The sequence below is a fragment of the Cupriavidus sp. SHE genome, assembly GCF_000812445.1.
Lineage (GTDB): Bacteria > Pseudomonadota > Gammaproteobacteria > Burkholderiales > Burkholderiaceae > Cupriavidus > Cupriavidus metallidurans.
Genome location: NZ_JWMB01000052.1, coordinates 26,982 through 47,606, shown reverse-complemented (window position 1 = coordinate 47,606; position 20,625 = coordinate 26,982). Strand labels below are relative to the sequence as shown.

The following is a 20,625-nucleotide window of genomic DNA, read 5'->3' as shown; positions in this document are numbered from 1 at the left end:
CAATGACCCAATCCAAGAAGCTTCACATTCTAACCACAACCATCTTACGTACTGCGAAAGCCATCCAGAATGAAACCGATGAAGTGGCATTGAAATTTCTGCACAGTGTTCAAGATGTCGCACTCGCAGATTTCTTAAATACTGTACAGCACATGAACGAACAGAAATAACTACCCCAGGCACTTGGGGAAATACTGGGGAAATTACCCCAGGCGATTTGGAAACTTGGGCAAAACAGGAGAAATATGCGATGAAAAATTTACACCTGAAGACCAAAACTGTGATTTTTACCCCAGGCTCCCCAGGGCTTCCCCAGGCGCTTGGGGAGGGCAAAAGCCAGTATTCATGGGGCTTTGCAAGGTTTTCCCCAGATACCCCATCCTTTTTCAAGTTAACAAGAAAAAGTGGATATATATAGCTTTTATACCCTGCTGTATCGACTTTGAAAAAGCCTGGGGTGTCTGGGGAATCCGGGAAAATCCGACGATTTCATTGACAACATTCTCAATCTTGACAATCAGAAATAAATTGTTATGTACAGATAAACCACAGGAGACATCAAATGATCAAAGAATCCAAAAAACACAACTTCTTCAATGTCGTCATTGACGACAAGCTAATGAAGGATATTCGTGAGCTACGACAAGCTGGCGTTAACTGGCAAGCACTGACTCGCAACTTTCTTCAAGGCAAAGCAGAAGAATTTAGAAACAACGAAACATTCACCATGAAGTAAAAAGAAAAAAATGCGACTCGCCAAAGTCGCATCCATAAAAAAAACAAACAACAAGAAAGGTTCCTTATGACTCTAATCAAAAGAAAGGTAAATGTCAATTACCAAAGCATTCTAAACAATGACGAAACTTACAATGCTTGTTCATCTATCAAAGACAAGCAACTTATGCTTCAATACTGCAACGAATTTTCTAATTACTTCTTCATTGAAGATATGGGTGGAAAGTCTGTGATCATCTCGCCCATCCTTCAAAGGCGTTCAATTACCAACAACGACCGTAGTGAAACCTTTGTCAATGACTTTACTTACTCCTATTTTTCACAAAATGAGTTCCGCAAGTCAAAGATCAAGTCACACTTCAAGATCGACAAGCAGTATCAAAAAACCACTTACTCAGAGAAGGTCTGGTTTGCGGACTACTGGCTTGAAACCCGTAGTGACATCTGTACCAGCTACAAGCGCACGGTATTTGACCCTAACCCAAAGTTTGACGATCCGAACGTGTTCAATTTCTGGACGGGGTTTGTGGAGCCCATCAAGGGGGATGTAACCCCTTTTCTGAACCACATTGACAATCTGATTGAAGGCACAGCAGAGCAGAAAGCCCATATCATCAAGTTGATCGGTTTCACTGTGAAGTATCCCCATATCCGAACCGATACAACGATCATCCTTCAGGGTAAGCAGGGTTCAGGCAAGACCACTCTTTCCGAGACCCTACGTGCGATGTGCCCCAGCCATACGGCAGTTGTGGATAATCTGGACGAGCTTTTGACTGGCTTCAACCACGAGTATCACCACACCAAGTATTTTCTGCACGAAGAATCCATTTTCTCCGGCGACAAGAAGACCAACGAGCTGATCAAGCCTTTGATCACCGGTATCACACGCAAGAGCCGAATCAAGAACGTCACATCCGTGGAAATCCAGAATTATTCATTCCACATTTTCACCAGCAATAACGACAACCCAGTCCGTATCGAAGACAGTGACCGTCGCCACAATGCCTTCACCTGCAGCAACAAGTTGATCGGCTACAAGTCATACTTCAAAACCTACTATGACTGGCTCAACAACGGCGGCGCCAACGCTTTGGTGCATTTCTTCCAGAACGAAGTGGATTACACCCATTTCGAGCCCACGATTTCCATTGAAACGGACGCCAAGAACTTGATCAAGGCGCAGAACCTTGCCCCTGTGGAAAGCTTCATCTTCAACATTCTGGCCGGGGCGATTGATCCGATCCCCGAAGACAAACGCTATCAAGCCGAGAAGATGGAAGACCAGGAGCTCAACATTCCCCGCCGCGAACTCTTTGAACACTTCCAGTCCTTCCACAATACGGCAGGCCGAAATATCAAGGGCTTCAACCAGCAGAGTTTCAACGCCAAGGTGCAGCAGATTTTTCAGTTCCCAGACAGCTATGCCGAATGGAAGAACAAGGCGATTGGACGCTACTTCAAGTTTCCGAAGCTTGCCGAAGCCCGTAAGCGCTTTGCCCAGCATATCAAGGTCAGTGATTTCTTCAGTCTGACCCGACCAGGCGCGAACGAAACAGACCAGACCACTCCCCCAGAGTCCGATTTGCTTACCTTGGTAACACAACCATCCATGCCATTACCAGAAAAGGACAAAAAGGTATTGGAAGCGCTCAATATCAAACCGATTTCATTCACCATGCCCGTGAAGGTGGAAGAGCCTGTCGTTCAGCCCCCAGCCGATCAAGCAGAGCCCAACACTCCGAGCATCAGCAAGGCATACAACGAGTGCGATCCCTTCGCCGACGAGTTCTACGACGATCCATTAGTCTGGAAGGTTCCAAGCCAGGAATCCGAACACTGCTGGACAGACGATATTTTGGACAAAGACTGTGCCGCACCACCATTGAAGAAGAAGTTGGCCTTCTGGAAAGAAAGCACAACCCACTAAGCTCAAGAGACTCTTCGGAGTCTCTTTTGCATGGTGTTCATCGGCGATCTACCAATTCCCGTAGTTCCTTACCTGCCTTGAAGTGCGGAACGAACTTCCCTGCTACGGCAACCTTTTCGCCCGTTTTGGGGTTTCTCGCCGTGCGAGCAGGCCGATAGTTCAAGGAAAACGAGCCGAAGCCACGGATTTCAACGCGATTTCCCGCCTTCAGACTATCGGCAATCGCAGTGAGAATTTCACTAACACAGCTATCGGCATCTTTCAGGACAAGTTGTGGAAAGCGCTCAGCCAAACGAGCAATGAGTTCGGATCTGGTCATGGAGAAATTTTACTGAACAACAAGATTTCAACAAAGCATCTTCCAACGTTTGATTTACTGAAAACAAAGACGATGACAACTTCCTTAAATTCAAAGAAATAAAATCAATTTAAGCATAAAAATTGACTTGATTTACTATTGATTTTTTCTTTGTTTTTTTGTAAATCAAATAGACAAACAAAAAAGAAAGAAAAGACATGAAGAAAAAAGTTGTGATTGTGGCATCCGATGCAGGCAACATTGGCAAGACGCTCGTAGCATCCGTGATTCTTGAAACATTGAGAATGACCGAGAAGGTCGATGGTTATGTCTGTGACCGTAACTTTCAAGGCTTGTATGAACGATATGGGCAGAAGAACAGTAACGGTGCATTGAAGCCATTGCATTTGCAAGACCCATCCCAAGGAGTTGCCTTTCTGGACATTGCTAACCCTGATGAAAAATCTAAAGTAGCTAGTAGTCTTGGGACTGACTCCAACTACCTTGTTTTCGATTTGCCAGCCAATGCCACGCACCAACTGGCAACTTGCATGGGTAGCCCACAGGATTTCATCGACTTTTTGGACTTCGCCGACGCCGAAGTGATCTTCGTTTGCCCTATCAAGGATCAGAAAAGCATTACTTCCTACAAGAGCTTGAGAGAAACCTTCCCCAACGGGGCAAAGTTCATCCTTGCTATCAACGTGGGGTTCATAAAAGCCACCGAGAACAATGCCCAATCTCTCATTGATGGCTTACTTAAACAGTTCGGACATGAACCCCATTTCATCCTTGAGCAGACTTTGAGCCCAAGAATCTTTGACTTGCTCAAAAACAATACCCTACGAGAGGTTTTCACCCCTAGATCGGAACGCAAACAGACAGACGGCTCTTACTTCCCTGGCGATGGTGACTATCTGGCGCAAGACAGGGGCGACCAGTTCATCATGAACAGGTTCATTCCCAGTGTCAGCCAAGCTGTGGAAGGACTTTTCTTGAACGGGTGAATTTGGCATCCTAGAAAGCCACCCCCAGAAAACCAAAAGGTAATCTTAATGATCAGTTTGCGGCAGCAGTTGGTAGAAACCGTTCTGGCTTGGGAACGAGCCTACGGGAATGCACCATCGATTACTTCTGCCTTGTCAGAATATGATGCCGCTCATTTAGTTGGGTGCCCCACGGAAGAATACTCTTCTGTGATGCAGGGAATGACTGCTGTCCAGAAGGGACATGACTTCATATTTCAGGGTAAGAAGTATCAGGTTAAGGGGAATCGACCCAGTGGCAAGCCAGGAAGCTTCGTGACCTTGGTTCCCAAAGCCAAAAACTACGACTGGGATTTTTTGATCTGGATACTCTACAACACAGAATACGAAATCCAAGAAGCATGGCTTTGGGAAGTCACCGACTACAAGGCAGCCTTTGATACAGTCAAACGGCTGTCACCTGCACACTATCGACAGGGTAAGCGGATAGCATAATCGACTGGTTCATAATCGGATACCGGCAATTTCACCTTCTTCATCCTGCGCCCCTTCATAGCCAGTTTCGTAGAACCCCCCCTTCAACCACACATAGAGTGGTGCCCAAAAGGACTTTTCATAGATGAGATTCAGTGCATCACGAACAGTCACGGGGAGTTCATGACCGACATAACGAAACAACACATGGTTCCAGTGCAACTCATTTCGATAGTCTTCTACTTCTTCTTCGGTCGCCGGCTCACCTTCATCTTCGCAAGCTTTCCGAAAGGAAGCCAACAAATCCTTTTCGCAAAATGCTAGTGCCTGCTGATCTTCGATGAAGATGTTCGCGGGGTCAAAACTCCCCGCATCCTTCATGTCGAAGGCGACGATGAGACCTGATAGGTAAGCCTTTTCTGTTTGTGCAGTTATTTCTGCTGACTCAGCCACTTTGTGCCAGTTAGGTAGCCCAATGCCTTTGGCAACCTGTTCCAGTGCTTCGTGGTGCGGAATTCCCGCTGATTTTTTCAAATCACGAGCCTTTTGCTTGAGTTGGCTCAGTGTCTTGGAAGTGACGATATAGCTGTTTGCCATTTGAGATCTCCAACATGGAACACGGTGCCCACTGCCGACCCCATGAAATGGAATCTCAAAATATGCGGAGTGCTGATCGTCCTATTCGGGTTTGCCAAGGTGGGCAGCAGGCTTCGATCCAGCCAGTAGAAATTCTACCCCAGCAAGCAAATTTCATAAATACTTCTGCGACTGCATCGATGAAGTGGCGACTGGATTTTTCAACCACCTTGGCAACCTACTCCCTTGGGGTCAAGTGGCACCCCTGCCAAGTTCATTAACCGACGCACCTTGCTCAAGTCCAGCCAGAGATCGCCGATACTGGCACTGATTTTCTTGAAGCCAGCATACACCGTGCGATCAAACGAGTTCAGACCGTGGGTATCAGCCAAGCAATAGAGCCAACGCCACACATTTTCCCAGTGAGTATCCCAGTCTTCTGCGACTTTGGGACGACGAGCACCAGGCATCACCAGCTCAGTCCAGTTCGGTTCATCCCCTAACCAGGAAGGATCGAGCCAATCGTGATCATCGCTTCCTGATGCGCCCTCCGTCACCGATTGGGTGGGGGGGACTGCTGGATTTTTTACTGTTGCCTTCGCTGACTGAGTGACCGTCACAGGATTTCTGTTTTTCTTTCGCTCGTCCCTGACCAGTTTCATGTAGCGGCTGACCATCGCTGGATTGACCGTGCTGAATCCGACTTGGTTGAGTAGCAAGGCAAGTTCTTGATGACACACCTTGCCGACCTTCTTCCATGCCGGAAATAGACGAGCGTTCCAGTCATCGTAGTTTTCCCTGAACACATCAATCAAACGTGTCTTGTTGGTTGTCGCAACAGCTTCCTGTTCTGCTTGCACGACAGCATTGTTCAAAATAGCTTGAATCTCCATGACCTTATCCTTTGCTCTTGTCTAGTCATGAAGTAATAAATTTTTGTCACAAAATCAAGTGATATTGTCTGTTTGTTGTCAGAGCATTGTCTTTTCTTTGTTTTTTGCTTGTTAGCCTTTGTTCCAAGCTTGTCTTGTCAATGATTGTTCGTTGTCGTGCATTGTCTTCGCTTGTCTACCTTTGTCTTTTTCTTTGTCGCTCTCTCTGTTTTTTACCGTTTTGCAGTTCATAAGCACCTATCACATTAAAATGTATCTTGATGCGTTAAGTGCCTTCGAGACAGTCAAAACGACCTTATAGAACATTTTCGTTCCACTTGTCAGATTAAACCTTGACTTTGCAACTTCGTTTGTTACCTTGAATCAAAAATGGAGAACAAATGAAAGAACACTCACGTATGGATGGCATCAAGGTTTTTGAAGATGATGCGAAGCTTCTTGACCTTGTGATGAAAGATCACCAGACAAAAAACAAAAGCGAAGCTTGGCGAATCGCCCTTCGTGAATACGAAAAGAACAGGGATCAGTCAGACGCCTTCGATGACTTGAAGGATGAGTTGATTGCGGTAAAAAACGAAATTGCCAAGCTCAGTTCAGGGATTGAAGACTTGTACTTTATCGTTCAGAGCATGAACATGGAGTAGCCGTCATGATGTTGCGTAACTATGCTTCCATGACCAATCTGGAGTATCACGAGAAGCAACTGAACTACAACAGCACGTCGTTATTGGCTTCGATTGCCGAGCAGTTTCCCGACGAGCAATCTCATGACTTGAATGATCCCCGATTTGCCGAGTTTCTGGCCGGCAATCCCTACAACCCAAAGCTATTGGGCGATCTGGCGCAAAGCTTGGGACTGGACGGTAAATTTCTCAGCCCTGAGCTATGGAAGGACTTGTCCAACGGCTGGTGTCCCGTGTCCGAATCATCGGCGTTGTTCAGCCAGGCACAGGACACCCCAAGGGGAAAAATGGTGCAGTTCAGGAAGACGGCCACCCCGATCAATCCTGACGGGAGCTATCGTTACCCAGCCAAGGGCGAGCAAAAGAACCGACTGGGAACGGAGTTCATCTTTTGCTTTGGCGAACGACTTTCAACGGCGATGGCGTTACTGGCCACCGAAGACCCCAGCATTGAAAAACGCTTCAGCCAGCTTTGCAACGATGTTTTCAGGCAGGCTGTTGTCCCTGAAATGCTCAATCTGGCCCGTATCCGCAAAGGTCAGGATGGCACCGACTACCAGTGTGCTGCCGAAATCTTGGGTATCCCCTTCTTTCATATTGACTCACGCTCAGAGAGTCCCTTTCTGCACTTCCACTTTGATCTGCTGAATGTTGCCCGTGGTTACGACGGCAAGCTCTACAGCCTATGCACGGATGAGATCGGAGCGAATGCTTCAGCACTGGACGCCATTTTCATGCGCCACATGAAGGAAGGTCTGGAACGAGAATTCGGCTTTGTCTTCGATCCCGTCAAGCACGATGAAGACGTAGCCAACGAGTTTCTTCAGGAGCAGGAACGAAAAACGGTTTCCTTTGACTTGCCCGAATCCTTGATCCCTGCCCAGGTCTGTGACTGGCGATCCACTCGCGAACAAGAGATACAGAAGGTGTTGAAAGCTTCGGGGAAATCTGGCTACCAGGCTGAAGAGCTCGCCCGTCTGACGTCCCGTGACGAGAAAACCAACAAGTCACCGGTTCAACTGAAAGCCGTCTGGCATCAGGAATTTCAGCGCATGGGCTGGACACCGACCCAGTTCAAGCAGGAATTATCCCGTGTCAAAGCAACCCACAAACCCCAGCCGCCGCTGACGGCCGAAGTCATGGAAGAGACCTTTCTTCGCCATCACAAAGATGTGGCGATGACAGAGAGCCAATATCTGGCCCACATCCAGAAACAACTGTTGCCCAGCATGAGCGGCGAGCAAGCCGAACGAGAAGCCACCCGAATTTTTGAACAGGATTGCGTGCTGTCCATGAGCAAGGCGCAGATGGACTACTTCAAGCCCTTATTGGACGGCACGATCACCGATCCCAACCACCGTCAGTCCATGCAACTGCGATTCATGCGCGAAGCCCGTTTTCTGCACCGATCCACGATTGCCAAGGACACCTATATCTCATCCAGCCTGAAGGCACGTGAGCAGGAACAGGGGTTCAGGTTTGACCGTGATCAGGTGGCCCGTTTCATTCTGGACTATGAGCGTCAGCAGTCCGGCCCCGACCGAAAATTCAAATTTGCACTCGGCCAGCGTGAAGCCGTGCAGATGATCCTGACCGAACCAGGGGCTGTTTGTAATGTGGCTGGCAGAGCCGGTGCCGGTAAATCCACCTTGTTGAAGGCGGCCCGTGAGTTCTATGTGGCCCATGGCTTCAAGGTCTTCGGGACTTCGACCAGTTCAACAGCAAGCAAGGGTCTGGCCGAATCCACAGGCATGGGGTCAAACGATTTCCACAACACCACCAAACTGATACGTCTGCTGGACGAAGGGAAGTTGAAGCTGGATCGTCAGTCCGTTCTCTTCTGGGACGAAGCAGGGATGGCCGACACCAACACCTTCTACCGTGTGATCCAGCATATTAATAATGCAGGGGCGAAGCTGGTTCTAGTTGGTGAACGTGAGCAGCTCCAAAGCGTGGGATTTGGCTCAAATTTTTCCCAGCTTAATAAGGATTTCGTCACGACCCCGGTTCGAGAAATCAACCGACAGGTGGATCAGTGGCAACGCGAGATGGTGGAAGACTTCGCCAGTGGCCGAGCCCATCAGGCAATTCGTACCCTTTACGAAAACGGCAAGGTCATCATCACCCCGTCTGACGAGCAACGTCTTGCCCAGATCGTCAATGACTACCTATCGGCGAGTAGCCCGGCCAAGGACAAAATCATCTTGGCCACCACCAACGACGACATTGAACGCATCAATCTGGCAGTGCGATCCCAGCTCAAGCAATCGGGACAATTGCCAGAGCAAGAAGTCGTGGTTCAGTGCAAGGATAAGCAGGAACGAGCATTTGCCATGGGTGATCGTGTGGTTTTCACCAAAAACCAGAAGTCCGACGATGCCGACACCCAGCAACTCAACAACAGCGATACGGGGGAAGTCAGTGAGATTTTCTTGAGCAAACTCACCGGCCAGCCGAAAGCGATCAAGCTCAAGATGGATGACGGCAGGGAAACCGTGCTGGATCTCGGAAAATCCCATGCCCTACGCCATGCCTACGCAGTCACAGTGCATAAAAGTCAGGGGCAGACCAAAAACCAGTCGTTCTACTTCGTATCCAGCAACACCAACAGCCTGCACCATGCCTATGTCGCCTGTTCTCGCCACCGTCACGAATTGAAGCTGTATCTCAGCGAAGACATGGTCAGCCGCATGGAAAGCAAGCTGGACGGCAAAGCCCCCACGGCATCCATGAAACAAGTTGCCCAGTGGATTGCCCGTGAAAAAAATCTGGACCTATCCAGTGAAACCTTGGAGTCCTTCACCGAGACCCGAAGCTTTCTGGACCAGCACTGGAAAGCGACGACCGGACATGCCCCCCATCCCTTGGATCGCCTGACCAGTATTGTGGAAGCGATGGCGAAGACCAATTTCAAGAAGACCAGCCATGACTACGAAATCTTGGATGGCAAAGCCCGAAACACCTACGAAGCCTTGAAGATGGCACGAGTTGAGCAAATTCGTCACGCCAAAACCCAGCCCCCTACGATTCCCGAAGCTGTGAAAGCCCAATTAGTGCAGCACAACCTTCAGGCCCAACAATCAGCCCGGTTGAAGCAACTTGCTATGCACCAGGCACAACAGCAGACACGATCCACGATGCACAGATAATAAAAAGGAGAACCGCATGATCATCAGCCCCACACTCAAAGCACTCGCCAAATCCGAAGAAGCACACGAACTCAGTAGCGACATCATCTGCCGAACTTGCGCCAACGCCATCTGGCGAGAAGGACGTATCCGTCGTGTCGGGCAACCGAGCAGTGACATTCTGCAATGTTATTGCCCCATCTTCTTCAGCGTGACCTGGGCGACACAGGAACCCCTTGAACTCACCCAGTGCGATGGATTCAAGGGGAATCTCGAATGAGTTTGGCCATCAAATCGCCTTGCACCTGACCACCAAATATTGTTGTTATGACCGGCATCGTTCAGGCAGGGAACGGCCAGAAGCAGACATTCGTTTTGCTATTTATATTCTATTGAGCCTAAATCCGGAGAATGGAGAATCAAATCTGCAAGGCTTGCCACCGGACCGCTTAACGAAGTTTCTGAGCGATGTACGAGATAAAGATCTTTGTAAACATCTTCTTCAATCGGAATTGCATGTAACCATCCGCTTGCCTGTTCATGCTTGACCGCGCTTTCCATCACAAGCGAGATTCCTAGCCCTGCGTGGACCGCGTGTTTGACCGCCTCGGTGCTACCTAACTGCATACCCACTGTGAACTCTGCCGAGTCGGCACCGGCATATTGTTGTAGTAGGCGCCCAGTTCCGGTAGCCGCTTCGCCTCCAAGCAAGTTCTGGGATTTTAACCACTTAAGTGGAATGGTCGACTCGGCAGCCCAAGGATGGCCGGGGCGAACAATGACAACCATCCTCTCGCGCCGCCATACTGTTGAGACGAACCCAGGACGTGAGTCCCACCACTCCATTACCGCTACATCCACTTCAAGCGTTTCCAGCAAAGCGGCAATCTCGATATTTTTGCCGATCCTCACATCGATCTTGTTTGCTAATTTATCTTGGAGCGCCTTGATATAGGGTTGTAAAAGATAAATGCCGATATTGGAGCTTGCACCAACGACCAGGCTTTTATTGTGGAGGGCTGCCGTAGCCTTATGGCTAGTACGGAGCAATTGTTCCGCATAGGGGAAAAAAATCTTTCCCTCCAATGTCAGGCTTTGCGGCATTGTTGCGCGGTCAATCAGCCGGGCCTGCAAAGACTGCTCCAGCCGCTTGATATGCTGCGTTACTGTTGGCTGGGACAATCCAGTTTGCTTCGCCGCTTCGCGAAAGCCCCCGCATTTGACGACGGCAATGAACGTCGCCACACGCTCCAGATCTATCACGCCGCCTTTACTCCCGGATACGGCTGATTAATCGCGCCCATCGGTTCTTCACCAGCGAGTGCCTGGATGATGTTCATCGCTGCCTGCCGCTCGATTTCAAGCCGAACTTCCTTGACCGCCGATCCCAAATGCGGCGTAAAAAACGTTTGTGCCGTATTGTCGAGCAGCGCCTTGGGGATAGCCTGCGGGCGATCAGCGCGTATCCATTCTTCCATCTCGAAGACATCGGCTGCATATCCAGCTAGTTTTCCAGACGCCAGTGCTGCTATCACCGCATTCTCATCCACGACCGAGCCGCGACATGCATTGATCAGGTAGCTACCGGTTTTCATCTTGGCCAACGCGGTGGCATCGATCAGATGCAGTGTCTCTGCGGCCATCGGAACCATCGGCACGACATAATCACATTTTTCGAGCAGTTCATCGAGCGTGACGCGCTGTACGTGCCAAGCCTTTTCTTGTTCGGCATTGAGCGGAATCGGATCGCAATACAAGAGATTCATTTCAAAGCCAGCCAAGCGCTGGGCGATTGCACGGCCGACCGCCCCCATACCAATGATGCCAAGCGTTTTTCCTGTCAAACCAGAGCCATATAGTGTCGGCCGCCAGCCTTGGAAGTGTCCGCTACGGATTTGCCTATCGCCTTCCAGCATATGCCTTGTCAAACCGAGAAGAAGGCCGATAGTCAGTTCAGCGGTCGGGATCGTAAGCAAATCCGGCACAATCGTAAGCCATACACCGTGGCGTGTGCAGGCGTTGACATCGAAGTTATCATAGCCTTTAAGCGCGGCGCCGATGACACGCAGCTTTGGACATTCCTCGAGAAACGCGCTGTCGATGCTGTCCGGCATGAAAGCCATGAGTGCATCCGCATCTTTGGCTCGCGCAATTACCTCAGAACGCGGCAAGGTTTCCCGTGTGGTGTTGGGGATAACATCGGCGCTAGCGGACAACAATTCGATGATTTCCGGGTGCACCCAGTGGGTGAGGACGACTTTGGGCTTCATAAAAACCTTTGTAAGCTTTGGGAGTTATTTGAACTTGCGACGCAGGAAGGAGCTGAAGGCGTCGACGAGGGTAACCATGCCTAAAATAACCAGCAAAATAGCCGAGACATCCTGGTATTGCATGATGCGCAGAGAGCCCATCAGCTCGAACCCGATTCCACCGGCGCCGACCATGCCCATCACGGTCGAAGCACGGAAGTTGTATTCCCATCGATAGATCGCGGTATCGGCCATTTGCGGAAGCACTTGGGGAAAGATCCCATGAAAAATCACCTGCAATGGCGTGCAGCCCGCTGCATGCGCGGCTTCTACCGGTGCCGGATCGGCATGTTCGATCGATTCCGAAAAAAATTTGGCGATCATGCCAACCGAATGTAAGCCTAGGGCTAAAACACCCGGCAATGCGCCGAAGCCAACGGCTGCCACGAACAGGATGCCCATGATCAGTTCGGGTATCGATCGCAAAGCGTTTAACATGCCGCGTGTGGCTTGATACACGAGTGGATGAGGGCTAGTATTCCGCGCGGCGAGCACTCCTAAGGGAATGGATAGCAATACCGCGATTGCCGTGCCGGCGATACTCATGGCCAAGGTATCCAGTACCGGTTTGACCCAGGTGCCAGCCTGCGAGAAGTTCGGTGGGAACATCTCGCCGGCAATTTTTACCAGGCTTGGCATGCCATCCTTCAATCGCTCGGCATCAAATAGGCCGACGTAATACCAGCAACCGATCACAATCGCCAGCACAACGGCAAACTGCAGTATCGTGCGGTTCCATACGCGCTGGCGCTCGGCCAGAATCAAACCAAAATCAGCTTGCATGCTGTCGCTCACTTAGAACTTCGACAGATCGAGCTTGAGCAGTGTGCCAAGGCTGCGCACCACGTCATAGTCTTTGTCGCTGATCGGGCCGAAACCATCGGCTTTGAAAGGTTTCAGGACTTCCGGATCTTTGAGATTCAAGAAGGCTGCACGGATCTTTTCCTTCAGTTCCGGCTTCAGATTGCTGCGCATGGTCCACGGGTATTGCGGATATGGCTTCGATTCGGCAAGAACTTTTACTTTGTTGGGATCGACCAGTCCGCGCTGAACCAGGGATTCAAAAATCGGCTTACTCAAGCCGCCAGCCTGCGCGTGACCGTTTTGCACGGCCATGGCCACCGCGTCATGCGCACCGGCAAAGTGTTCGCGATAGTTTTCGCCGGCTTTCAAACCGTTTTCCGCCAATATCGACTTCGGAATCAAATGGCTGGAGGTGGATGCCTTATCACCGTAAGCGACATTCTTGTTGACGATATCACTGATTTTGGCGATGCCGGCGCCAGTATTGGCGATCAATACGGACTGGTAGGTAGTGCTACCCTTTTGCTTCATCGCTGCGAATGGCTCGATGTCGCTCTTTTGCTTAGCCAGCACATACGACAAGGGGCCAAAATATGCCATGTCGATACGGCCGTGACGCATGGCTTCGATCATTGACGAGTAATCAGTGGTAACCACCAGCTCAATTTTCTTTCCCAGCTCTTTTTCCAGATAGATTTCGAGCGGCTTGTTGTTTTTAATTACGGTCGATGCGTTTTCGTCCGGCAGTAGCGCAACTTTGAGCGTTTCTGGATCGGGATTGGATGATGCATGGCCAATGCTGCAGACGGCGGCAAGCAAGACAGACATTAATGCGGATGCGAGTTTTTTCATAATCAATCCTTTACGGTAGCAAGTTGCATGGGAAATGAAGTATCGATAAGCCGTTCCTCTCGAGCGTCTTGTGGAACGCTCAAAGAAGAACGGGGTACTTGTTCATACAGCGTGTCGTAACTGGCTTGATCCAAAGTCTGCGGTGCGGCATCAAAAATGACTCGGCCATGGGACAGGCCAATAATACGGTCGGCATAACGTTGAGCGAGGTCTACCTGATGCAGGCTGACGACCGCCGAAATCCCGTCCTCTTTACAAATGCGGTGCAGCAGACTTAGCACTCGCTCTGCAGTAGCAGGATCGAGGCTGGCTACCGGTTCATCAGCCAACACCAGTTTAGGTTGCTGAGCCAGAGCCCGGGCAATACCGATGCGTTGCTGCTGGCCGCCGCTCAATGCGTCGACACGGCTTAAGGCTTTGTGCAATAAGCCGACTCGGTCCAGACTTTGCAGGCATATGGATTGATCCTTCGCCGGGAGGGGGAATAGACTGCGTAATGCCGTGTGGTAGCCCATTCGGCCCATCGAAACGTTTTGCAAAGCCGTCAGTCGGCCAATCAATTGATGCTGTTGAAACACCATGCCAGTCTGTCGGCGATGCATGCGCAATGCACGCGAGTTCGCCAAATTTCCTAAGCCGGCGACAATGGTGGTGCCGCGCTGCGACGCATGCAGCGAATTAATACAGCGAAGTAGCGTGGATTTTCCAGCGCCGGAAGATCCGAGCAATACGGTGAACTGTCCCTGATGGAGTTTGAGAGTGGTGGGATACAGTGCAATCGCATCACCATAACTGACTGAGACATTCTGTAGTTCGATCATGACACCTCCGGCAGATTTGAATTCGTAATCAAAAATGATGACCTGATTACGAATCTGAATTGCAGCGATGGTAATGTCGTGATATGACACCCTGATGACTCGTTGATGTCATTTTTGTGACATGGTCGCGGGTGCCTGTGAGGGAAATAAGTTGTGCTATCTATGCCAAATATAGACGTCTGCTATGGGTCGGTTAGAGTCGCTCAGGTTGAAGCGATTAGGTGGTCATCAGAGAGCGATTTCGCAGATTCAAGGGAATGAACGACTTGACCGAGGACTCACAATCTCGATCACCCCCTGGGGAAGTCCTGGGGAAAATTCAGCTTTAGCCGGGGATATTTCCCCATGGCCTGGGGTAATTTTTGACCAGCACGGGGAAGATCATGTGTCCCCAGCGGAAAAACTGAAGCATTTTCCCAACATTTACCCCAGCTTCCCCAGAGCTTCCCCAAGCGCCTGGGGAAGCTCAAAGCCCCTGTTTATGCTGGTTCCGAAGGATTTCCCCAGATACCCCATTCTTTTCTTAATCAAGAAAAAAATGGGTATATAGATGGATTCCATACACCGTTGTGTCGACTTTGAAAAAGCCTGGGGTATCTGGGGAAGTTGGGAAAGTTGAAGTAACAATTTTTCTTTAAACTTTTGATTGTTAGCTTGCTTTCTCTGATTATTTTTGTAGCTTGTACAAAAAGAAGAAGAGAAGATCATGGAGCACAAACAAGAAGATTTGACAGAAGAAGATTCAGTCTTCATCCCCACCGAGATCATGGGGGATTACAAGTACAGAAATCAATCGTACATCAACCCCCCAAATCCATGGTGGGCAGAACATAGTTACAAGCTGAAATTCATCATTCCAGTCTTGTTGTATATCTTGTTTTATGCAGCGTTTCTCTTTCTTGAATTCATGGCTTGAGAGTTCAGAATGACTATCAAAAGAGAGAACAAAGCAAAGTGGATGTTACCTGGCGATCAGCAGCCCTTGGACACCACCATCCAGACGGTTCATGTCGGTTCAGCCATGTTCATGGGGCTTTTCGTCACCGTGATTGTTACCAGCCTTGTGCTGTTGTTGTCATGGGCCAACTATCCCTTCTTTCCTGCACCACCCAGCGAGCGACCACCGATTTTTCATGTGCAGGCGTTCTGGCAAGTCCTTGCTGGACTCGTCTCCAAGCTCTTTCAGGGGGAAGTTTTTCACTACTACCATGCTTATCTACACCGTCTGAACCAGATCGGTTTGGGCGATTACCTTGTCTATCGTTGGCTGATGGCAATGGTTGTCGGTGTGGCTTGTGGTGGCTGGATCTTCTGGAAATCGCTCAACCCCGTGGGGGGTGTTCGCCATATCAGGGGCAAGGAACTGCTGGAAGGAAAAATCGCCTACCGTACCTTGAAACGCGAATTCGGCTTTCTTTGCCGCAACGGGAAAGGTTCAGGCTTGGTGATCGGCGCCGACCAGGAATTTAATCCCACCAACCCGAAGCATTACAGCCCCCAGCATCTGAAGCCAGGCCGATTCATTGAGAAGCCAGAAACCCTTCGTCGTTCGCACGCGCTCTATATTGGTGGAACGGGGCGCGGCAAGACCCAGCTCATCTACTTTCTGGAAGTAGCTCAGGTCTATCAACGTATTCGCAACGGCGAAGCCCTCAAATTATTGATCGCCGACACCCCAAAATCGGACTACTGCAAGTATTTCCACAGTAGCCACATCATCAAAATTGCGCCGCATGAAGAAGGTGGGGTTTGCTGGAACATCGCGGAAGACTTACGCAACCCGTTGGTGGCCAATGCTTTCTGGAAGGGAAAAATCCCCGTTGAAGAGAGCAACGAGATTTGGTCACTGGCTGCCGTAGCCGTCTGTACAGGGGCAACCAAGGTGTTACAGATTTTGGCACCGAAGGCATGGAACTATGGCATGTTGGCCCATCTGCTCACCAGGAACGGCGAAGCCTTGTCCCTGATCATTGGCGAGCACTATCCTGAAGCCCGACAGGTCTTGAATTCAGCCAAGGACACCTTGGCCAGTGTCATGTTCAATCTGGGCACCTACACGGCTGACATCATTCAGTTGGGACGAATTCACGACTGTTACGACAGCAAGACCCCGGTCTATCAAGCGACAGCCAGAGCCTTACGTTCTTCGGCTTATCTGAGCTTTGTCACCCAGGATATGGTCAATGATCAATTGAGCGATGAGAACGAAACCATCCGTTTGAAGAAGACCTGCTACTTCAAGGGGGTTTGCCTACATCTCAAGCGAAAACAGCCAAACTGGCAATGGAAGGACTTTGCCGAGTTCATCAAACAACCGATTGACGAGCAGAACCAGCGCATTTTTCCGTATCTGAGCGGCAATGAGAAAGCGGCGCTAATGAAACCGGCGTTCATGGATGGCTGGAAAAGCTTGTGTGCCACTATCGTTCAGTATGCTGACGAATGGGACAAGGCAGAAAGCATCAAAAAGCTGTCAATACGTGCTTGGATCATGAGCGAGAAGCCGAAGCGAAAAGTGCTCATTTTGAAGCCGTCCGAGAGTTTTCCCACGCTGACCGAAGGACTGATCAAGGGCATTCTCTACTTCGCTAACACCGTCATTCTGGGTGACTTGACCGACAGCCGTAGCCGCCGCTTCCACATACTGATCGATGAATTCCAGTCTTACGGCAACATTGAAGCCTTCACCGCACCTGCTTTATCGTTGTATCGCTCAAGGGGGGTCAGTCTCAGTCTGGCCATGCAGGATCTCGCGCAACTGGTGAAAATTTACGGGCAGGAATTCGTCGATTTCATAACCGCGAACACCGGAAGCATGTATATCTTGGGGGTCAATGACGGCTTCACAGCCAACAAGTTTTCCGAGTTGTTGGGTGAAAAAACCATCGCCAAGCTGCACCGTAGCGTGAGCCATAGCGACGGGGGAAAATCCACCTCCGTGGATGAACAGCACCACCAGGAAAAAGTCATGGGGGCCAACGAGTTCAACTTGTTGGGGGCCAATGAAGCGACGCTAACCATCACCTATCTGGCTTTGTTCGCCCGACAGAATCCGGCCTACATACTGACAGTACCGATCTTGTCCTACAAAACCAGAGCAGAGAGCAAACCGGCTGAATGGATCGATGCCCAGCCGAGCAGTCCCACACTCCCTGATATGGACCGATTTTGGGATGTTTCCCACGACAGCTATCAAGCGCCGCAACCGCCAATCTTAGCCACCCAGATCATGATTGATGAACAGCTAGACCATCTCTACGACGGCTACTGTGACGACCTTGAAAGGGAATTTGCCACACAGACGGATGCGGATCGCCTTGGATTCATCGCCGAACCAGGTCCTTTTGCCATGTATCAGGAAGATTAAGAACGTGAATCATTGCCATCGTTTGATCAGTTCATAGCCGATCAACACAACCGCCATGCTGGACGACCAGACTAGAAAATCGCGAGCGATTCCTTTGATGGTGTAGGGAGCTTCCACCATCTGCTGAAGGTAGGGTTCAATCAGATCGGGAAGCTTGGATCGCATGGCACTGATGAACAAGTGGCGGCTCTTCTCACGTAGCTTCTCGTTTTCCGCATCAAGCAAACTGGCGTAGCTTTGAATTTTTTCCTCATGAGCCTGTAGCAGTTGGGCGAAACGCTGACTCATGTTCTGAAGATTACCCGCAGCACGGCTACTGTGTGCGTGTATATCCATCTTTATGCTATCAAGATTCTTGTTCAAAATCGCCTGCATCGAACTTTCAAGCGAATCAGACATTTGCCAGACCACATGATTCATTTGCTCTACGGCATCAGGCATATCTTCATACAGTGTCTTGATGTATCCCATAATATAGAGAAGAGCGAAGGCTTCATCATCCGATCTTAAACCTGCATCATTGATGACCTTCATCAAGTCAAGCTTTCTTTCTTCAGGAAGCATGGCAAGTATCTTGTCCCTGAAACTCTCACGCTTTCCTATTTCTTGCATTTGATTTCCTTTTTTAATCAAACATACAAAAACAAAAAAGGATTGCAAGAGAAATGCCACTCATCTTGTTAGATTTGACTTTATATTTTGTTTTGCTACTTCTTGATCATGAGCGAAAGGAAAGCCATGACAACAAGAGCAAGTAAGATACAAACAGGGGAACTGGATGGTGTGACTGTGATTGCCGACCCCGACAACCAGCGATACCTTGTAGATCTTCCGAACAGCTATGATGTGTATTGGTTATTCAACAGCAAGGATGAAAAACATGCTTTTGCCAAGCGTATTGAACAACCGGACATCAAACGTGCCATCTATGAAATTCCAATTGAAAATCTGGCCACGGATGAGCAGATCAAGAGCTTCACGTACAAATTAAAGGAAGCCAGGAGCACCGCCAAGGCGATTGCCAGCGAACGAGAAGCTATGGAATCCGTGTTGTCCTTCAACCAAGCACATGACAACAAGACGGTTGCCTTCATCTACAAAGCTCCAACCAAAGGCTTTGCTGTCGGAGAAATTCTGCACAGTGGGAAATATTTTGTGGCTCAATCTGCTGGCGAGAACGACGAAAAGATATTCGTCCGAGTCATCCACAGCACCAAGCTACTGCAAGGCAAAGAAGAGTTTGCCAACCGCGAAGAGACCTTGAAGGAAAAATTCCCAGTAGGCAGTCACAAATATCTACGATACGACGAATTGGGAAGAATCAGCGCCAAAGACTACCAGCCCAAGGAGGTTGCCACTACTGAAAACCAAACCTTAACGGAAGATCAGCGTGCAGTTCTCAGGGCTTACAGTGAGAAGAACGGTCAGGCTTGGAAGGAAAAACTCAATGCAGCTTGGACCACTGGTAGCTACAAGGGACTGGACAACAATCAGTCTGCTCTTCTTCAACAAGTCCGCAACCAATTGGGCCCTGAGTGGCTGGCACAGTTGAAAACCGACGATCTCTACCCTGAAACGGCCAAACAGGCGAGTGTTGCCAAGCCAAAGGGCACTGCACAATCCCGATAAGCCACGCCACGACGTGGTTTTTCAACTACATACTGATCGCACAGCCCTTTTTTGCAGTGGCAATCGCCTGATCTGCCATGTCTTGAGCCTGCTGGTTTTTTAGCTGAAGGGTCAGTTTGTAGGCTTCCAAATGCTCAATCTGATATTCGGTAGCCTTGGATGCCTGATTAGCTGCCTTGGTGATCAAGGTTTTGTCATCTTTCAGGGCAGAAAGCCACGATCTCAAGTAAGCCGCATGATTTTCATGGCTGGAAGGATTGTGGGGGATACCCAACTCAACAGCCATGAATGATGAAGTCAATTCGGCAATCAGCTCTTCTTTTGCATACTCGGACGTGCCGAACCCATTACCCATTTTTCTGCCCAATGCTGGCCCCGTGCTATGCCCAAACTCATGTAGCAAGGTGTCGGCATAGGCTTCACTACTCTTGAATAGACCGGGTTCAGGCATATGAACCAGATGCTTGGCAGAAGAATAGTAAGCACGAGATACCCCTGAGTGCTCCACTTTGAGATCGGTTCTTTCCTGCAAAGCCTTGGAGAGTAGTTCAATCTCTTCAACCGGTTTCACTTCCTTACTGGCTTGAATGTAAGGTGGCATTCCTTCAATCTGACTGGCATTGAAAACGGGATACCACTTAAAGCCGATCTTGGGATTACCCTTTTCATCAAGAACAGGAAGAGCTTTCCCATCACTATTCTTGAGAACATTGCCGTCACTATCTTTCTGATAGGCTGGAACGACCTTCATGATGTAGCTGGCCTTGGAACCCTTCTTTATGTGAAGTGGAGTTTCCATTGCCTTGGACAGTTCTTGCATTTGAACGAAGGTCATCCAGCGTGGATCGCTGAACTCTTCAGTCATCAGAGTTGCAACATTAGAGCCATGATATTTTTCACCAGTCAGGGCATTTCTTGGCCATTCGTTGCAACTAAAAAATGGCTTTTCCCACTTCAAGCCTTGCTCTTCACAAGCAATCGCTTCTTCAATACGTGCAATGAACTTGTTGGTTAGCTCCTGCTGATAGTCTCGCTCTTCAGTCTTGGCGTATTCTTTTTTTTGGTATTGTTTCTTGTATGCCATCTATGTCTCTATGATTATTACAATTAACCATAAAGACAAAATTCACAATGTCAAGC

General features: G+C 49.4%; 21 protein-coding genes. 11 read left to right on the top strand and 10 right to left on the bottom strand.

The window, feature by feature from the left end:
* Positions 1 to 2: 2 nt before the first annotated feature.
* The 3 genes from RN01_RS34100 to RN01_RS25495 all read left to right on the top strand — a co-directional run bounded on the left by RN01_RS34100 (position 3) and on the right by RN01_RS25495 (position 2,665).
* Entirely contained in the window at positions 3 to 170 is a 168-nt protein-coding gene (locus RN01_RS34100) for a hypothetical protein (RefSeq protein WP_017514386.1), read from the top strand.
* 392 nt (positions 171 to 562) lie between these two features.
* Positions 563 to 736: a hypothetical protein gene (locus RN01_RS34095; RefSeq protein WP_156149791.1), complete on the top strand. Its 174-nt coding sequence runs from the start codon at positions 563 to 565 to the stop codon at positions 734 to 736.
* Between the two features lie 66 nt (positions 737 to 802).
* Positions 803 to 2,665 carry a primase-helicase family protein gene (locus tag RN01_RS25495; RefSeq protein WP_152536334.1) on the top strand — a complete coding sequence of 621 codons (1,863 nt, stop codon included), beginning with the start codon at positions 803 to 805 and terminating at the stop codon, positions 2,663 to 2,665.
* Between the two features lie 37 nt (positions 2,666 to 2,702).
* Here the strand turns inward: RN01_RS25495 and RN01_RS33335 are convergent, their stop codons facing one another.
* Entirely contained in the window at positions 2,703 to 2,984 is a 282-nt protein-coding gene (locus tag RN01_RS33335) for an integration host factor subunit beta (protein ID WP_017515951.1), read from the bottom strand.
* 197 nt (positions 2,985 to 3,181) lie between these two features.
* On the opposite strand from RN01_RS33335, the gene RN01_RS34090 reads away from it, so the two are divergent.
* Positions 3,182 to 3,970, top strand: a complete 789-nt coding sequence (locus RN01_RS34090) for a hypothetical protein (protein ID WP_139379540.1) — start codon at positions 3,182 to 3,184, stop codon at positions 3,968 to 3,970.
* Between the two features lie 48 nt (positions 3,971 to 4,018).
* Positions 4,019 to 4,444 (top strand): hypothetical protein, encoded by a 426-nt coding sequence (locus RN01_RS25485; RefSeq protein ID WP_024569572.1) that lies wholly within the window; start codon positions 4,019 to 4,021, stop codon positions 4,442 to 4,444.
* 9 nt (positions 4,445 to 4,453) lie between these two features.
* On the opposite strand, the gene RN01_RS32585 is transcribed toward RN01_RS25485, so the two are convergent.
* Entirely contained in the window at positions 4,454 to 5,020 is a 567-nt protein-coding gene (locus RN01_RS32585) for a hypothetical protein (RefSeq protein WP_024569573.1), read from the bottom strand.
* Positions 5,021 to 5,220: 200 nt separating this feature from the next.
* Positions 5,221 to 5,892, bottom strand: coding sequence for a hypothetical protein (locus RN01_RS25475; protein ID WP_039016799.1), 672 nt, complete (start codon positions 5,890 to 5,892; stop codon positions 5,221 to 5,223).
* 380 nt (positions 5,893 to 6,272) lie between these two features.
* Between RN01_RS25475 and RN01_RS25470 the strand changes: the two genes are divergently transcribed.
* Genes RN01_RS25470 through RN01_RS25460 form a run of 3 tightly spaced genes read left to right on the top strand, consistent with a single transcriptional unit; the run spans position 6,273 to position 9,983 of the window.
* Entirely contained in the window at positions 6,273 to 6,536 is a 264-nt protein-coding gene (locus RN01_RS25470) for a hypothetical protein (RefSeq protein WP_024569574.1), read from the top strand.
* A gap of 5 nt (positions 6,537 to 6,541) precedes the next feature.
* Positions 6,542 to 9,724, top strand: coding sequence for an AAA family ATPase (locus tag RN01_RS25465; RefSeq protein WP_024569575.1), 3,183 nt, complete (start codon positions 6,542 to 6,544; stop codon positions 9,722 to 9,724).
* Between the two features lie 16 nt (positions 9,725 to 9,740).
* Entirely contained in the window at positions 9,741 to 9,983 is a 243-nt protein-coding gene (locus RN01_RS25460; RefSeq protein WP_017514955.1) for a hypothetical protein, read from the top strand.
* A 98-nt stretch (positions 9,984 to 10,081) separates the two neighbouring features.
* On the opposite strand, the gene RN01_RS25455 is transcribed toward RN01_RS25460, so the two are convergent.
* From RN01_RS25455 to phnC, 5 genes are read right to left on the bottom strand one after another with little or no spacing between them, the layout of a single operon-like run.
* Positions 10,082 to 10,948 (bottom strand): LysR family transcriptional regulator, encoded by an 867-nt coding sequence (locus RN01_RS25455; RefSeq protein WP_231108837.1) that lies wholly within the window; start codon positions 10,946 to 10,948, stop codon positions 10,082 to 10,084.
* A 14-nt stretch (positions 10,949 to 10,962) separates the two neighbouring features.
* Positions 10,963 to 11,973, bottom strand: coding sequence for a phosphonate dehydrogenase (locus RN01_RS25450; RefSeq protein ID WP_024569576.1), 1,011 nt, complete (start codon positions 11,971 to 11,973; stop codon positions 10,963 to 10,965).
* A 24-nt stretch (positions 11,974 to 11,997) separates the two neighbouring features.
* Entirely contained in the window at positions 11,998 to 12,795 is a 798-nt protein-coding gene (gene phnE / locus RN01_RS25445; RefSeq protein ID WP_024569577.1) for a phosphonate ABC transporter, permease protein PhnE, read from the bottom strand.
* Between the two features lie 12 nt (positions 12,796 to 12,807).
* Entirely contained in the window at positions 12,808 to 13,668 is an 861-nt protein-coding gene (gene phnD, locus RN01_RS25440; RefSeq protein WP_004629229.1) for a phosphate/phosphite/phosphonate ABC transporter substrate-binding protein, read from the bottom strand.
* A 2-nt stretch (positions 13,669 to 13,670) separates the two neighbouring features.
* Positions 13,671 to 14,489: a phosphonate ABC transporter ATP-binding protein gene (phnC, locus tag RN01_RS25435; protein ID WP_020200553.1), complete on the bottom strand. Its 819-nt coding sequence runs from the start codon at positions 14,487 to 14,489 to the stop codon at positions 13,671 to 13,673.
* A 706-nt stretch (positions 14,490 to 15,195) separates the two neighbouring features.
* On the opposite strand from phnC, the gene RN01_RS25430 reads away from it, so the two are divergent.
* A complete protein-coding gene (locus tag RN01_RS25430; protein WP_024569578.1) occupies positions 15,196 to 15,405 on the top strand; it encodes a hypothetical protein in 210 nt (69 codons plus the stop codon).
* A 9-nt stretch (positions 15,406 to 15,414) separates the two neighbouring features.
* Positions 15,415 to 17,856: a type IV secretory system conjugative DNA transfer family protein gene (locus tag RN01_RS25425; protein WP_024569579.1), complete on the top strand. Its 2,442-nt coding sequence runs from the start codon at positions 15,415 to 15,417 to the stop codon at positions 17,854 to 17,856.
* Between the two features lie 9 nt (positions 17,857 to 17,865).
* Here RN01_RS25425 and RN01_RS25420 read toward each other — a convergent pair whose 3' ends face one another.
* Positions 17,866 to 18,468, bottom strand: a complete 603-nt coding sequence (locus RN01_RS25420; RefSeq protein WP_024569580.1) for a hypothetical protein — start codon at positions 18,466 to 18,468, stop codon at positions 17,866 to 17,868.
* Positions 18,469 to 18,594: 126 nt separating this feature from the next.
* Between RN01_RS25420 and RN01_RS25415 the strand changes: the two genes are divergently transcribed.
* Complete coding sequence (locus RN01_RS25415; RefSeq protein ID WP_024569581.1) at positions 18,595 to 19,485, top strand: hypothetical protein; 891 nt, start codon at positions 18,595 to 18,597, stop codon at positions 19,483 to 19,485.
* 25 nt (positions 19,486 to 19,510) lie between these two features.
* Here RN01_RS25415 and RN01_RS25410 read toward each other — a convergent pair whose 3' ends face one another.
* On the bottom strand, positions 19,511 to 20,569 hold the full coding sequence (locus RN01_RS25410) for an ArdC family protein (RefSeq protein ID WP_035834955.1): 1,059 nt from the start codon (positions 20,567 to 20,569) through the stop codon (positions 19,511 to 19,513).
* Between the last annotated feature and the right edge of the window lie 56 nt (positions 20,570 to 20,625).

Excerpts from the sequence above, each read along its gene's own strand:
- RN01_RS34100 (WP_017514386.1), top strand. The coding sequence starts at position 3 with ATGACCCAATCCAAGAAGCTTCACATTCTAACCACAACCATCTTACGT.
- RN01_RS34095 (WP_156149791.1), top strand. The coding sequence starts at position 563 with ATGATCAAAGAATCCAAAAAACACAACTTCTTCAATGTCGTCATTGAC.
- RN01_RS25495 (WP_152536334.1), top strand. The coding sequence starts at position 803 with ATGACTCTAATCAAAAGAAAGGTAAATGTCAATTACCAAAGCATTCTA.
- RN01_RS33335 (WP_017515951.1), bottom strand. The coding sequence starts at position 2,984 with ATGACCAGATCCGAACTCATTGCTCGTTTGGCTGAGCGCTTTCCACAA.
- RN01_RS34090 (WP_139379540.1), top strand. The coding sequence starts at position 3,182 with ATGAAGAAAAAAGTTGTGATTGTGGCATCCGATGCAGGCAACATTGGC.
- RN01_RS25485 (WP_024569572.1), top strand. The coding sequence starts at position 4,019 with ATGATCAGTTTGCGGCAGCAGTTGGTAGAAACCGTTCTGGCTTGGGAA.
- RN01_RS32585 (WP_024569573.1), bottom strand. The coding sequence starts at position 5,020 with ATGGCAAACAGCTATATCGTCACTTCCAAGACACTGAGCCAACTCAAG.
- RN01_RS25475 (WP_039016799.1), bottom strand. The coding sequence starts at position 5,892 with ATGGAGATTCAAGCTATTTTGAACAATGCTGTCGTGCAAGCAGAACAG.
- RN01_RS25470 (WP_024569574.1), top strand. The coding sequence starts at position 6,273 with ATGAAAGAACACTCACGTATGGATGGCATCAAGGTTTTTGAAGATGAT.
- RN01_RS25465 (WP_024569575.1), top strand. The coding sequence starts at position 6,542 with ATGATGTTGCGTAACTATGCTTCCATGACCAATCTGGAGTATCACGAG.
- RN01_RS25460 (WP_017514955.1), top strand. The coding sequence starts at position 9,741 with ATGATCATCAGCCCCACACTCAAAGCACTCGCCAAATCCGAAGAAGCA.
- RN01_RS25450 (WP_024569576.1), bottom strand. The coding sequence starts at position 11,973 with ATGAAGCCCAAAGTCGTCCTCACCCACTGGGTGCACCCGGAAATCATC.
- phnE (WP_024569577.1), bottom strand. The coding sequence starts at position 12,795 with ATGCAAGCTGATTTTGGTTTGATTCTGGCCGAGCGCCAGCGCGTATGG.
- phnD (WP_004629229.1), bottom strand. The coding sequence starts at position 13,668 with ATGAAAAAACTCGCATCCGCATTAATGTCTGTCTTGCTTGCCGCCGTC.
- phnC (WP_020200553.1), bottom strand. The coding sequence starts at position 14,489 with ATGATCGAACTACAGAATGTCTCAGTCAGTTATGGTGATGCGATTGCA.
- RN01_RS25430 (WP_024569578.1), top strand. The coding sequence starts at position 15,196 with ATGGAGCACAAACAAGAAGATTTGACAGAAGAAGATTCAGTCTTCATC.
- RN01_RS25425 (WP_024569579.1), top strand. The coding sequence starts at position 15,415 with ATGACTATCAAAAGAGAGAACAAAGCAAAGTGGATGTTACCTGGCGAT.
- RN01_RS25420 (WP_024569580.1), bottom strand. The coding sequence starts at position 18,468 with ATGCAAGAAATAGGAAAGCGTGAGAGTTTCAGGGACAAGATACTTGCC.
- RN01_RS25415 (WP_024569581.1), top strand. The coding sequence starts at position 18,595 with ATGACAACAAGAGCAAGTAAGATACAAACAGGGGAACTGGATGGTGTG.
- RN01_RS25410 (WP_035834955.1), bottom strand. The coding sequence starts at position 20,569 with ATGGCATACAAGAAACAATACCAAAAAAAAGAATACGCCAAGACTGAA.